This is a genomic window from Cellulophaga sp. HaHaR_3_176 (assembly GCF_019021925.1).
In the GTDB taxonomy this organism is placed as follows: domain Bacteria; phylum Bacteroidota; class Bacteroidia; order Flavobacteriales; family Flavobacteriaceae; genus Cellulophaga.
Window position 1 is genome coordinate 2,619,018 of the sequence record NZ_CP058990.1, and the last position, 14,470, is coordinate 2,633,487.

The following is a 14,470-nucleotide window of genomic DNA, read 5'->3' on the forward strand; positions in this document are numbered from 1 at the left end:
AACTAGCCTTTTATTAATTCTAGAAGATTATCATCAACTACATTACCATTATATTCCAAAGTCCAGCCCATAGAGCTTGTTAAAATATAAAACTTAGAAAGCTCACTTAACAATCTATTCTGGGCATTGCTTTTTAGTGAAGAACTCTCGACTTTCTTCATTAAAGATGCTCTAACGTTTTTCTTTATTTTATTATAATCATCAGCATCAAACTGGTTTAAAAAATCTGACGTGACATCGTAGTATTCAAAATCAGGATTCAATTTAATCTCTGGCTCTGGAATACTTTTTATAATTAAAGTTTTTGTTTCTTCTTCTACTTTAAATTCTATTTTACTTAAATCGTAACCTACAGTTACATCAGCATTAACAACTACCAATGCTTTTTTCTCTGCAGTTACCAAAGGCCCAAATAAATCTTTAGAATCTTTATAATTATAAACCTCAGCAAAATGCCCTTCTGTTACTATTAACTTAGAAACATTAGCTATTTGCTCTTGAATAAGCATAGAGTTCTCTTTCAAAATAGATTTCTCTTTTTCATCTTCAGAGCAAGATCTAAAAACAAATACTGCTGTTAAAGTGATTAAAACACCTACTATAAATCTTTTCATTTTTTAAAATTCATAAATGAATATTCTTCTTGAAGATAAGCAATTTTACGCTCTAAATTAACAGTGAATTTCTGATGTTGTTCTGACTCTTGATTAAAAGGTCTATGACGTAACCCTTTCTGAATTGAATCGACATCATTCATAATTGGTTCAATACTATCAGATACCCAAACGCTTTTAAATTGCTCCCAAATATAATTTACTGCCATTGTATTTGGGTGTATCATATCATCTGCATAAAAACGATAATCACGAAGCTCATCCATCATAATTTCATAACTAGGAAAATACACCGCATTTCCATCTTTAAGCACTTCATGAATTGCCGTTAACAAATGAGCCTTACTTAATTGATTTTCTACAAAACCATCTTTTAAGTGACGAACAGGTGAAACTGTAAAAATAATTTTCACCTCAGCATTAACACTTTTTATTTGAGCGATTGTATTTTGCAAACTAGCTACAATCTCAGAAACACTTAGTATTTTCTTATCAAACTCCCTCTGTGGTACTTTATGACAATTTGCTACCTCTTGAGCTGTTTCCTTTAAAGCATACACCCATACCGTACCTAGTGTTATAATAACATGAGATGCTTTTTTGATTTGATCTAGTGTAACAGACAAACCATTGTTTAAATTTTGAACTAATTGATCTCTAGAAACGGAAGATAAATCGGAATGCGCATCATAACATTGCCATCTTTCATTTAAATAAAATACATCTTTCTCTGTATATTCATTTTGACCAATAGCCCTTGATATTAATTTTTCAATTGCTAAAGGGTGAAACAAAATTCCGAATGGGTTTTGAACCGTTTGAAATTTATAATATGAAAACTTCTTGCCAATATTTTCTACAAAACAAGACCCCAGCAATAACATTTGACTGTTATAATCAATAGGATGTTCTACTTTTGATAAAGGCACTTGTGTTTGAAGTTTCATTTATTAAAATTAAAAAAGACTTAGTACAATTTACCAAAAGTAAACTACTAAGTCTTATTTATAAATATTTAAGAATAATTATACCGTATCTAAACTAAATATCCTTGCGCTTTTTCTACAGCTTCGGCTATTCCGCCTGGGTTTTTACCTCCAGCAGTTGCAAAGAAAGGTTGGCCACCACCGCCACCTTGTATATACTTACCTAACTCACGCACAACAATTACCGCACTTAACTCTTTACTTGCAACTAACTCTTTTGATATGTAGCAAGAAAGTAATGCTTTCCCATCATTTTCAGCGGCTAGCAACAAGAATAAATTTTCTTTATTACTGCCCATTTCAAAAGATAAATCTTTAATACCCGAGGCATCTAAATCTACCTTTTTCGCTAAAAAGTCTATTCCATTTATAGTTTTTATTTCATTTAATAAATCACCTTTTAGGTTCTTTGCTTTATCTTTTAATAAACCTTCTATTTCTTTTTTAAGTTTTGCGTTTTCTTCTTGCAAGGCTGTTACTGCTTTTACAGGATCTTTTGCATTATTTAAAATATCTTTTACCTGAGATAATTTTTGATTATTTTCTGAATAAAAATCTTTTACAGCATCAGATGTTATTGCTTCAATTCTACGAATACCTGAAGCTACAGCTCCTTCTGATTTTATTTTAAAATGCCAAATATCGCCTGTAGACTTTACATGTGTACCACCACAAAGCTCTATTGACTGACCAAAACGAATGGTACGTACAGCATCTCCATATTTTTCACCAAACAAAGCCATTGCTCCTTGGTCGATAGCCTGCTGCATTGGTATGTTTCTACCTTCTTCTAATGCTAAATTTCCTTCAATTCTTGAATTTACATAATTCTCCACCTCCCTAAGCTCATCACTTGAAACTTTAGAAAAATGAGAAAAATCAAAACGTAAATATTTAGAATGCACAGCAGAACCTTTTTGCTCTACATGTGTACCTAGAACTTCTCTTAACGCTTGATGCAACAAATGTGTAGCTGTATGGTTCGCTTCCGTTCTGCGACGTTGTTTTTCATCTACAACAGCTTTATACACTTCAGTTCTATTTGCAGGTAAATCTTTCGTAAAGTGAATAATTTCGTTATTCTCCCTTTTCGTGTCTAAAACATAAACAACATTGCCGTTACTTTGCTCTAAATACCCTTTATCACCTACTTGACCACCACCTTCTGCATAAAAAGGCGTTAAATTAAATACTAGTTGATATTGTTCTCCATCTTTTTTAGAGGTAACTTTTCTGTATTTAACTAACTTCACGTTAGCTTCTAGCGTATCATAACCAACAAACTCTTGTTCTGAATCGTTTAATAAAACTGTCCAATCTTCTTTAGAAATCTCTGATGCTGATCTAGAACGTTTTTTCTGCTCTTGCATTGCTACATCAAAACCTTTTTCATCTAAACTAAGGCCTCTTTCATTTAAAATAAGTGCTGTTAAATCTATAGGAAAACCATAAGTGTCATATAATTCAAATGCTTTTCTACCATCTATTTCTTTAGAGTTTGCGTTTGATATTATTGTATCTAATAAAACTAAACCTTGATCTAATGTTTTTAAGAAAGAATGCTCTTCTTCTTTAATAACATTTTCTATTAATTGACGTTGACTTTTTAATTCAGGGAATGCAGCACCCATGCTATCACAAAGTACTTTTACCAAACGATACATAAAAGGCTCTTTTGTATCTAAGAAAGTAAACCCATAACGAATAGCTCTACGTAATATTCTACGAATTACATAACCAGCACCTGTATTACTCGGCAACTGCCCATCAGCTATAGAAAATGATACTGCACGAATATGATCTGCAATTACCCTAATAGCTATATCTATTTTTTCATCTTTAGCATAGGTACTATTTGTAATCGCTTCAATTTCTCTTATAATTGGTGTAAAAACATCAGTATCATAATTAGACTGTACGTTTTGCATAACCATACACAAACGTTCAAAGCCCATTCCCGTATCTACATGCTTTGCTGGTAAAGATTCTAATTGACCATTAGCCTTACGATTGTATTGCATGAAAACTAAGTTCCAGATTTCAACCACTTGAGGGTGATCTTGATTTACTAATGATGCGCCCGAAACTTTTGCCTTTTCTGCTGCTGAACGAATATCTACATGTATTTCTGAACAAGGTCCGCATGGTCCTTGATCTCCCATTTCCCAAAAATTATCTTTTTTGTTTCCGAATAAAATTTGAGATTCTGGCACAATATTTTTCCAAAGGTTTAGTGCCTCTGTATCCTGCTCTAACTTATCTGCATCTCTACTGCCTTCAAAAACAGTAACGTACAAACTATCTTTATCAATCTTACAAACATCTACAAGAAACTCCCATCCCCATTCAATTGCTTCTTTTTTAAAGTAATCACCAAAACTCCAGTTGCCTAACATTTCGAACATAGTATGGTGGTACGTATCTTTACCAACTTCTTCTAAATCGTTATGCTTACCACTAACCCTCAAACATTTTTGACTATCAGTAACTCTAGAAGATTTAGGCTCTGTATTTCCTAAGAAAAATTCTTTAAACTGATTCATTCCCGCATTTGTAAACATCAAAGTAGGATCATCTTTCACAACCATTGGTGCAGATGCAACGATTTTATGATCTTTCTCTTTAAAAAATTCTAAAAATTTTGAGCGTATTTCTTGCGACTTCATTAGTTTAATTTTATTGTTCTCAGCAGATAAAGCAAAGTTACAGTCATTATTTTATAGAAAAACGTTTTAATTACCTAAATTTTATAGCAAAAAGCTAAGGTTTTGATAATTTTAACAGAATCTACAAAACAATTTTTATATTTGTTTGTTACCTTATTTAAAAGCACAAAAATAGGATAAAATCCATTTATGTCTAAAGTAAAATATTATTACGATCCAGATACTTTATCGTATCGCAAAATAGAAGCTCAAAAATCTAGAAAATACAGGAATGTTGGCCTGTTTTTACTGGGTTCGCTTTTATTTGGCCTATTAGGCTTGACTATATTATTAAATACAAGTTTTATAAATACACCGAAAGAACTATCATTAGAACGAGAAGTTAGAAACTATGAGCTTCAATTTGAACTTTTGAATAGAAAAATGGTTCAAATAGAACAAGTATTAGCCAATATAGAAGATAGGGACAATAACATATATCGATTATATTTTGAAGCTAACCCTATACCTGACGAGCAAAGAAGAGCTGGTTTTGGTGGTGTTAACCGTTACAAATCATTAGAAGGATTTAATAATTCTGAAATGATTTCTGCTACAACAAAAAGAATGGATATTATACAGAAGCAAATGGTTATACAATCTAAATCATTAGATGAGATAACAATACTTGCTGAAGAAAAAGAAAAGCTACTTGCTGCAATACCTGCTATACAACCCATAAATAATGAAGATTTAAAAAGAATGGCTTCAGGTTATGGCTGGAGGTCTGACCCGTTTACAAAAGCAAGAAAGATGCACTGGGGAATGGATTTTTCTTCTCCAAAAGGAAGTCCTATTTACGCTACAGGTGACGGAAAAGTAACTAGAGCCGACAGTAACTCATCAGGGTATGGTAATCACATACGAATAGATCACGGCTTTGGCTATGTAAGTTTATATGCCCATATGAGTAAATACAATGTTACCGCTGGCAGAAAAGTTAAACGTGGTGACCTAATAGGTTTTGTTGGTAGCACAGGAAGATCTGAAGCACCACACCTACATTATGAAATTTTTAAAGACGGTGAACGCATAAACCCTATTAATTTTTACTACGGAAGTTTAACGGCCGAAGAATTTGAAAATATGTTAAAAACTGCAACGCAGGAAAACCAATCACTAGATTAATGCATATAGAACTTCCTGAAAAAAGATATTATGGTATCGGCGAAATTGCTAAAGCATTTGGCGTGAACACTTCATTGATTAGATTCTGGGAAAAGGAATTTGATGTTTTACAACCTAAAAAAAATGCAAAAGGCAATCGTAAGTTTACACCACAAGATGTAAAGAACTTGCAATTAATTTTTCACTTAGTAAAAGAGCGAGGTTTTACTTTAGAGGGCGCTAAAACACATTTAAAGGAAAATAAGAGCCAAACGCTTTCTACTTTTGATATCATCCAAAAATTAGAAGGTGTTAAAGCCGAACTTATCAAAATTAAAAGTCAATTATAATTTAAGGAACTTACAGTCAATGTAAATTGACATATTGTGCTAATTTAAATGCTGCTGTTCTATTTATTATAATTACTAATATTGACAATAAAAAGAGGGCTGAATTCTTTATTAGAATTCAGCCCTCTTTTATATTTTAACAGTAACCATTTATTTATTTCTTCCTCATAAAAACAGAGATCGGCACTCCATTAAAATCAAAATTCTCTCTTAATTTGTTTTCTAAAAAACGCTTATATGGGTCACGCACATACTGTGGTAAATTACAGAAGAAAGCAAATTGTGGATATGGAGTTGGTAACTGCGTACAAAATTTAATTTTCACAAACTTACCTTTGTAAGCTGGCGGAGGATTGTTTTCGATAATAGGAAGCATCACATCATTAAACTTACGTGTTTGAATTTTGCGACTTCTACTTTCATATACCTGAACTGCAGTTTCAATTGCTTTAAAAATACGCTGCTTAGTTAATACTGATATAAAAAGAATTGGAACATCTGTAAAAGGTTCCATAGCTTCTCTTATTTTTTGAGTATAATGCTTTATACTATTTGTTTCTTTTTCCTCTATTAAATCCCACTTATTAACAAGTATTACAATACCCTTGTTATTACGTTGTGCTAGCCAGAATATATTCTGAACCTGACCATCAAAACCACGCGTAGCATCTAAAATAAGAATACAAACATCGGCATGCTCAATCGCCCTAACAGAGCGCATTACTGAATAAAATTCTAAATCTTCTTTTACTTTAGCTTTTCTACGAATACCCGCAGTATCTACTAAATTAAATTCGAACCCAAAACGATTATATTTTGTATCAATACTATCTCTTGTTGTACCTGCTACATCTGTTACAATGTAACGCTCTTCGCCTATCAATGCATTTATAAAAGATGATTTACCCGCATTTGGCCTACCAACTACAGCAAAACGAGGCAACTCATCATCTTTATCTATTTCTTTCTCAGGCAGTACTTCTACTAAGGCATCTAAAAGATCTCCTGTACCACTACCGCTTGTACTTGCTATGGTAAAATATTCTCCTAAACCTAAAGAATAAAACTCTACAGCATCTTCAGCTCTTTTTGAGTTATCCACTTTATTAACAGCTAATAAAACTGGCTTTTTTACTCTACGTAACAAATTAGCTACATCTTCATCCATGCCAGTAACACCTGCTTCTACATCTACCATAAAAATTATAGCATCTGCCTCATCAATAGCTAATTCTACCTGCTTATCAATTTCAGCTTCAAAAACATCGTCACTACCTTTTACATATCCTCCTGTATCAATAACAGAGAATTCTCTACCATTCCAATCACTTTTGCCATAATGGCGATCACGTGTAACACCACTAACGGCGTCAACAATAGCTTCTCTACGTTGAATTAATCTATTAAAAAAGGTTGATTTACCAACATTAGGTCTTCCTACAATGGCTACAATAGCACTCATACTTCGTTATTTTGCTGCAAAAGTACTATTATTATTTGAAGAAAAATGATATCTTCTATGCCTAAATAGCTGTTACTGTGAAAAGTCGGCTAAAAATAGCTAAAACTTTGATATAAAGTATGAAAGGAGGCTCTATAAATAGAAAAATCCTTAAATCGTATATCAATTTAAGGATTTTTCTTATATTATTTATTACTATTTTATGTTTGAAACATAAAATATATTTAAAACCTAACTACTTATTACCCTTGGTTGTAGCCAAATCTTTTTAACTGGTTTGCATTACTACGCCAGTTTTTATTAACTTTTACGTACAACTCTAGGTGCACCTGCTTATCAAAAAATACTTCTAAATCTTTTCTAGCTTCTACACCTACTCTTTTTAAAGCGGCACCTTTATGCCCAATTATAATTCCTTTTTGAGAATCGCGCTCTACCATAATTACAGAACGCATTCTGATAATAGCCTCATCTTCAAAAAACTCTTCAGTATCAATTTCTACAGAATAAGGAATTTCTTTTTTATAATTCTGTAATATTTTCTCTCTAATAGTTTCATTTACAAAAAACCTTTCTGGCTTATCTGTTAACTGATCTTTAGGGTAAAATGCTGGCGAAACAGGTAGCAATTCAATTATACGAAGAAAAACTTCTTTTACATTAAAATTTTGCAATGCACTAATTGGGTGTATTTCGGCTGTTGGCAATTGCTCTTGCCAATATTGCACTTGCGCTTCTAAAACACCTTGTTCTGAAACATCAATCTTATTTAATAATAAAATAACTGGAATTTTACTATTTTTTAATTTATCGAAGAAACGCTCATCTTTCAATGCTTTCTCTCCTATTTCTACCATGTATATTAAAATATCTGCATCTTCAAAAGCAGATTTCACAAAATCCATCATAGAAGACTGCAACTCATAAGCAGGCTTGATAATACCAGGTGTATCAGATAGGATCATTTGAAAATCATCACCATTAACAATACCTAATATTCTATGTCTTGTAGTTTGTGCTTTTGAAGTGATAATTGATAATTTTTCACCTACAAATGCATTCATTAATGTAGACTTACCTACATTCGGATTTCCTATAATGTTTACAAAACCAGCTTTATGATCTGCCATTTTACTATTTTATCATTTAAAAATACAAAGGTAGTTTATTGTATTGCTTTAATTCATAAGAAACCCTAAAATTAAGTACAACACTACTGTAACTCCTCCACCAATTAAGGCATAAGGCAGTTGTGTATTTACATGATCTATATGATCACTTGCCGATGCCATTGACGAAATTATAGAGGTATCAGATATAGGAGAGCAGTGATCTCCGAAAATACCACCACCCAAAGTTGCCGCTATTACTAAGGTTATAGATGCATCATGAACTTCTGCCATCGGCACAGCTATAGCCATCATGATAGCAAAAGTACCCCATGAAGTACCTGTAGAGAACGCTATAAATGAACTAATTATAAATATAATTGCTGGCAAAAATTCTGGTGACAACCAATCTCTAGACCAGTTTGCTACAAAAGCTCCTGTACCTAATTGGTTACATGCATCACCAATTGCAAATGCTAATAACATTAATAAAGCCAACGGCATTAACTCACTTATCCCTTTTAAAACCAAATCAATCATTTCTTTGGTTTTCATTATTTTTTGTGATCGATACATTACCATTGCTACCAAAATAGCGGTAAGTACTGCATATAAAACAGATGATGAGCCTGAGCCTTGCCCTATGGCCTGAAAAACGTGATCAGAAAATGAAGTAGCATTTTCAACTGATTCCCAACCTGTGTAAACCAAATTAATTGGCATCATAAATACCATTGTTGCCAATGGCACTATCATATTATAAGCTTTTGCCTGTATACCTACTTTTGGAGCTAAAGAAGTTACCTCACTAGAAAGCATTGGTTTAGAATTGTCATTTAAAAGTTTGCCTGTTTCTCTAGTTCTTTTTTCAGCTTTAGCCATCGGACCAATATCTTTTTTGGTCAAAATGACTATAAAAACAATTATTATAGCTAGTATAGGGTAGAAATTATACATTATAGAAGAAAGTAATAACCCAAAAGGATTTTCTAAACCCTGTGTAACTAACAACCCCATTATAAAAGCTCCCCAAGCATTAAAAGGAATTAAAATTGAGGATGGTGCAGAACTAGAATCGGCAATGTAAGCCAACTTCTCTCTTGGTATTTTTAATTTATCAAAAACTGGCCTATACAGCGTACCAACTGTTAAAGAGCTAATGCTTGTTTCTACAAACAATAATAAGCCTGTAAATACTGCTAATAACTGAACTACCACTCTGCTATACCCCTTTTGCTTTTTCTCAAAATATGTTATTACTTTATTTAATTGATTTATAAAACCCTCTACCCCTTTTGAGTATTGAATAAATAATAATAAAGCACCAACAAGTGCACTAAACATTATCGTTCTTGTGTTTCCTTCTGATTTAAAAACATTTACCATACCCTCTATGGCTGATAAGGTTCCTGTCAATACATTCCAATCGTTCATGATTACCCACGAAAACCATATTCCAAAAAGTAAAGCTATATATACTTGTTTAGTTTTAAGCGCTAAAATAATCGCAATAACTGGTGGCAAAATTGACAGTAAGCCGTAGTTTTCCATAAATAAGTGTTTTGTAATGGGGTAGTTTTTTAAAACCCGTACAAAATAGTAAGTTTTTAAGTAAGTAGCTCACAAATACCCTATTTTAAGTAGTTAAATAAAAAAAATGACATTTAATTGAAAATAGATTTGGCAAATCATAAAAAGTAACTATCTTTGCAGTCCGAAATAATTCAGTCAGCATTATGAACTGAAAGCTTAAAAGCTAAGTTGGTTATTTTGAAAACGCAAATCGCGGGATAGAGCAGTAGGTAGCTCGTCGGGCTCATAACCCGAAGGTCACTGGTTCGAGTCCAGTTCCCGCTACTAAATTCAAAGCCTTTCAGGAAACTGAAAGGCTTTTTTGTTTTACACACTTTTATTTAAATAACAATTAATCAATTCAAACTTTACCACTTATCAGCTCCAAGCCGTTCTCTAAATTTTGAAGGTGTAGTTTTTGTATATTTTTTAAAAATTTTAGAAAAATACGAATAGTTTTCAAATCCTAATTCTTGAGCAATATCACCAACAGCTCTATCACTAAAAGTTAACATACGCTTACTTTCAATTACAATTTTCTCTGCAATAAGCATGGTTACCGTTTTATTTAAAACATGCTTACAAATTCGGTTTAAATGTTTTAAAGTAATATTTAACTCCGATGCATAAAAAGATGGGGATTTTTCTGTTTTATAATAATTTTCTAAAATAACATCAAAGCTTTCCAAGCGTTGATGGTATGAATGATACATGTTTACATTTTCTTCTAAATGTTTTCTTGAAGTTTCAATATGAATACAATCAATAAGATTTAATAGCTTATCTATTTTTCTACTATTATTAATTATATTTTCTTTAATAAGAAGTCTGAAATAAACTTCAATATCATCTAACTCCATTTCAGTAAACTGGACTTCGGAGATATTGTTTAAAGATTCATAAAATGGATAATCTTGTATTTTTTTCTGACCGAAATAAGAATTATAAATTTCTTTCGAATAAAAAATTATATAGCCATCTATATCGTCAGATAATTTCCAACTATGTACTTGCCCTGGCTGTATTAAATACATAGCCCCTTTTTGTATTTCAAACGTATTAAAATCTATTTTATGGGTTCCTGTCCCATTTGTAAATAAAACTAATAAATAAAAATTATGCGAATGAGAACTCTCTATAAAACTATGGTTTATTAAGTGATTTTTAAATGTATTAATATATAAATCATTCGTGTTTAAATGAGCATTAAAATTCTGGATTTCATAAATAGGGTAATTCTCCATTCAAAATGTCTTTATAGTATCTAAAAATGCGAATATAAGCGTTATTATACTCCTTAAAAACAATTAAATTAGCCTTTAATTTAGGGAAATTGATTTTGATAAATATATTCAAATGTCCTAAATGTTACATTTTAACGTATTTTAATATGAATTTATTTAAAGAAACAAAATTATATAGTATGATTACAGGTGCCTGCCCTGTATGCCACCAAGAAAGTATGTATATCGAGTCTAACCCATATAAAATTGGGTCTACATTAAAAATGCATGAACGTTGCAGCCATTGTAGTACAAAATATAAAATGGAGCCTTCTTTCTTCTTTGGAGCTATGTATGTTAGTTACCCTGTTGGTATCGCATTTGCATGCGCAGCTTTTGTTATTTCTTATTTCATTTTGAAAATTGACATCTTAACTTCTTTTTTAATCATTTGTGGCGTAATGATTTTTCTGCTCCCAATTATACTTCGATTATCTAGGAATATATGGATCAATTTTTTCAAAAGCTATAAAAAACAAAAAACACCATCTTAAAGTTTAAGATGGTGTGATTAAAAATTTAATAAAAAACGATTTTTAACTATTTGAACCTTCTTTTAGATAATTCTTTTTTATTTCAAGATAAACCAAAACTACTAAAACAATAGCACTGATAACTATAGAGATAGTTGGATTGTTCTCAATAAATCCTAAACATAATTTCAATAATTCTTCCATTCTCAATATTATAATATTACTACTTACTAACGTACAGTAGATGCTATTTATTGAAAGAGTTGCGTACAAAATGTCTTAAAAAAATGTTATTTAAGACCCTTAGTATCAATTCATAATACTCAACTCACTATGATTGTAGATTTATCTTACAAAATTAAAATAACAAGTTAAAAGGTCTCTAAATAAATGATAACAATTATAAAAATTTGCTAAGCTGGTAAATTAGTAATGAACAAACTAAAGTAGTTTTTATTTAAAAAATCTCCCTTAAAAGTTTAAGTATACGTACAGCTCGTTTATTTAAGTTTAATAAAAAATCTTTAACTAACATATCTTATATGCGTTAATATAGATATTGTCTACGACATCAACTTCTCCTCATTGCCTTTAACTTTGTTTTCAAATAAAAAAGAAAGAAAATGGAAAATATATTAATAGCTGGCGCCAATGGTACCACAGGAAAAAAAATAGTAAATCTTTTAAAAGAAACTCAATATTTTAACCCAATAGCAATGGTTCGTAAAGAGGATCAAAAAAAGCAGTTTCAAGATAAAAACATAGACGTTATACTTGCTGATTTAGAAAATAAAGATCTTTCTAAAGCGACAGAAAACATAGATAAAATAATTTTCGCAGCAGGATCTGGTGGAAAAAAAGTTGTTGAAGTAGACCAAGAAGGTGCAAAAAACTTAATTAATGCAGCAAAATCTAATGGAACTAAAAAATTTGTTATGCTTAGCACAATGGGTGCTGACAACCCCGACCAAGCAAAGGATTTAAAAGAGTATTTAGAAGCTAAACACAATGCAGATGTATTCTTGAAAGAAAGTGGATTAAACTATGCTATTGTTAGACCTGGGAGCTTAACTAATGATAAAGGAACTGGAAAAGTTACATTATCTAAGAAATTAAATCAACAAGGTTCTATTAGCAGAGATGATGTAGCACAAACATTAGTAAGGAGTTTACATGATGATGTTGCAAATAAAGAAATGTTCGAAATTTTAAAAGGTGACACTTTAATTGGTGATGCTCTTGATACTGTAAAAAGTTAAACTATTTACTGTTCAATATCATTAGCTTCAAATCCGATAAGCTCATTATCCTGAAATTTAGGCGTGAGCTCTATCGGGTTACAACAAACCTCACAATCTTCAATATATGTTTGATTTGTTACAGAACTATCTAAAAGCATTGATATCTCTTCCCAACAGTATGGACATTGAAAATAATGTTCGAACATAATTAATATTCTACATTTAATAATTGACCTGTAAGTTGTAATAATTGCAGCTCTGCTAATTTAGCATCATACTTGGCTAAGTTTTTATTTGTATTAGCATTCAGCAAATTTATCTGTGCTTGCCTAAACTCTATTGAACTTATTCTACCTAATTGAAATTGCTCTTTAGATCTATTAAAATTATTCTCATTTGTAAGTACATTTTGTTCTTGTATCTGATAAATGTTTAACAAATTACTATAGATAGCTCTTGCATTTTCAACGTCTCTATTAACTTCTAACGTTATCTGCTCCTTCAATAATTCTTGATTTTGATATGCAATTTTAGAATTTCGCACTCTAACTGTTGTACCACCTCCATCAAACAAATTCCATGTTAAACTTGCTCCTACTGCTAAGTTATAACTATCTCTACTTGTACCAGGTATAATTTGACCTGGTAAAAATGATGAGGGTGCACTATTGTTTAAGTTCCAACCGTACGACCCCGATAAACCAACAGTAGGTAAATACCCTGATTGATTAACTTTTATATCGTACTCATTAATTTTTAGGTTTTTCTCATTTCGCAATAAAGAAACATTATTCTCATTAACCTTAGCTATATAACTATCTAACAGTAAAGGAGAAATAAATGACACAATGGTATCTACTTGAAAATTTTCATTTAAACTTCTACTTAATACAACATTTAAATCGCGTTTTGCATTCGTCAACTGTTGCTTTGCATTTAAAAGAGATATGCTATCATTTGTTGCATCTACTTGTGCATTTAAAATATCTAGTTTAGTATTTTGTCCATATTCAAAGGCATACTCTGCTCTTTTTATTCGATCATTTGAAATCTCTAAGGCATTTTTCAACACATTTTTATTTTCAGTCAATCGTGCTACTTGAAAATATACACTAAACATTTGAACAACTGTACTCTCAATTGTTTCTCTTGCCTGTAACGCACTTAATTGATATTGTTCTTTTAATTGCTTATAACTATAATACCTACCTAAACCATCAAACAATGTATAGTTTAAATTTAAAGAAGCATTAAAAGAATTAGACTCAGCATCATTTATCTCTAAATCTGGTCTTGCTTCTCCACTATCAAGAAATTGTCCTGGATACTCTGTATTACTATTTAATTTATTATAATTAACTCCTGAATTACCTGTCAAGGTTGGTAAGTAACCTGAATTTAAAATACTCTTGTTATTTTCTGCTACCTTAATATCGTTTTTAGCGATTTTAATTCCAAAATTATTCTCTAATGCAGATTGTATTGCTTCTTCTTTTGTTAATAGTTTTTCTTGAGCAAAAAGTCCGCCATAGAAGCTGAAAAATAAAATTATATATAGTTTCTTCATT

Annotated in this window: 13 protein-coding genes and 1 tRNA gene; 5 read left to right on the top strand and 9 right to left on the bottom strand. The window is 31.2% G+C overall.

Annotated elements, in window-relative coordinates; translation table 11 throughout:
- Positions 1-2 precede the first annotated feature (2 nt).
- The 3 genes from H0I23_RS11590 to alaS all read right to left on the bottom strand — a co-directional run bounded on the left by H0I23_RS11590 (position 3) and on the right by alaS (position 4,266).
- Complete coding sequence (locus tag H0I23_RS11590; protein ID WP_216783459.1) at positions 3-614, bottom strand: DUF4230 domain-containing protein; 612 nt, start codon at positions 612-614, stop codon at positions 3-5.
- Positions 611-1,561: a GSCFA domain-containing protein gene (locus H0I23_RS11595; protein WP_216783460.1), complete on the bottom strand. Its 951-nt coding sequence runs from the start codon at positions 1,559-1,561 to the stop codon at positions 611-613. Before H0I23_RS11595 ends, H0I23_RS11590 begins: the two co-directional genes overlap by 4 nt.
- A gap of 89 nt (positions 1,562-1,650) precedes the next feature.
- Positions 1,651-4,266, bottom strand: a complete 2,616-nt coding sequence (gene alaS, locus H0I23_RS11600) for an alanine--tRNA ligase (protein ID WP_216783461.1) — start codon at positions 4,264-4,266, stop codon at positions 1,651-1,653.
- Positions 4,267-4,455: 189 nt separating this feature from the next.
- On the opposite strand from alaS, the gene H0I23_RS11605 reads away from it, so the two are divergent.
- Both H0I23_RS11605 and H0I23_RS11610 read left to right on the top strand, forming a co-directional pair.
- Positions 4,456-5,433 (top strand): M23 family metallopeptidase, encoded by a 978-nt coding sequence (locus H0I23_RS11605; RefSeq protein WP_216783462.1) that lies wholly within the window; start codon positions 4,456-4,458, stop codon positions 5,431-5,433.
- Positions 5,433-5,762, top strand: a complete 330-nt coding sequence (locus H0I23_RS11610) for a MerR family transcriptional regulator (RefSeq protein WP_216783463.1) — start codon at positions 5,433-5,435, stop codon at positions 5,760-5,762. The genes H0I23_RS11605 and H0I23_RS11610 overlap by 1 nt, the downstream gene beginning before the upstream one ends.
- A 154-nt stretch (positions 5,763-5,916) precedes the next feature.
- Here the strand turns inward: H0I23_RS11610 and der are convergent, their stop codons facing one another.
- The 3 genes from der to H0I23_RS11625 form a co-directional block, all read right to left on the bottom strand.
- A complete protein-coding gene (gene der / locus H0I23_RS11615; RefSeq protein ID WP_216783464.1) occupies positions 5,917-7,224 on the bottom strand; it encodes a ribosome biogenesis GTPase Der in 1,308 nt (435 codons plus the stop codon).
- 242 nt (positions 7,225-7,466) lie between these two features.
- Positions 7,467-8,354, bottom strand: a complete 888-nt coding sequence (gene era / locus H0I23_RS11620) for a GTPase Era (protein WP_216783465.1) — start codon at positions 8,352-8,354, stop codon at positions 7,467-7,469.
- 48 nt (positions 8,355-8,402) lie between these two features.
- Complete coding sequence (locus H0I23_RS11625; protein ID WP_216783466.1) at positions 8,403-9,884, bottom strand: Na+/H+ antiporter NhaC family protein; 1,482 nt, start codon at positions 9,882-9,884, stop codon at positions 8,403-8,405.
- A gap of 233 nt (positions 9,885-10,117) precedes the next feature.
- Between H0I23_RS11625 and H0I23_RS11630 the strand changes: the two genes are divergently transcribed.
- Positions 10,118-10,190: transfer RNA gene (locus H0I23_RS11630), tRNA-Met, on the top strand.
- An 83-nt stretch (positions 10,191-10,273) separates the two neighbouring features.
- On the opposite strand, the gene H0I23_RS11635 is transcribed toward H0I23_RS11630, so the two are convergent.
- The gene (locus tag H0I23_RS11635; protein WP_216783467.1) at positions 10,274-11,149 is read right to left on the bottom strand and encodes a helix-turn-helix transcriptional regulator; all 876 of its coding nucleotides are present in this window, start codon (positions 11,147-11,149) and stop codon (positions 10,274-10,276) included.
- Positions 11,150-11,295: 146 nt separating this feature from the next.
- Here H0I23_RS11635 and H0I23_RS11640 point away from each other — a divergent pair, with 146 nt between their 5' ends.
- Together H0I23_RS11640 and H0I23_RS11645 are read left to right on the top strand one after the other, a co-directional pair.
- On the top strand, positions 11,296-11,682 hold the full coding sequence (locus H0I23_RS11640; RefSeq protein ID WP_216783468.1) for a DUF983 domain-containing protein: 387 nt from the start codon (positions 11,296-11,298) through the stop codon (positions 11,680-11,682).
- A 602-nt stretch (positions 11,683-12,284) separates the two neighbouring features.
- Positions 12,285-12,920 (top strand): SDR family oxidoreductase, encoded by a 636-nt coding sequence (locus tag H0I23_RS11645; RefSeq protein WP_216783469.1) that lies wholly within the window; start codon positions 12,285-12,287, stop codon positions 12,918-12,920.
- Positions 12,921-12,925: 5 nt separating this feature from the next.
- Here H0I23_RS11645 and H0I23_RS11650 read toward each other — a convergent pair whose 3' ends face one another.
- Both H0I23_RS11650 and H0I23_RS11655 read right to left on the bottom strand, forming a co-directional pair.
- Positions 12,926-13,108, bottom strand: a complete 183-nt coding sequence (locus H0I23_RS11650) for a CPXCG motif-containing cysteine-rich protein (RefSeq protein WP_216783470.1) — start codon at positions 13,106-13,108, stop codon at positions 12,926-12,928.
- A gap of 2 nt (positions 13,109-13,110) precedes the next feature.
- A complete protein-coding gene (locus H0I23_RS11655) occupies positions 13,111-14,469 on the bottom strand; it encodes a TolC family protein (RefSeq protein WP_216783471.1) in 1,359 nt (452 codons plus the stop codon).
- Position 14,470: the final 1 nt, after the last annotated feature.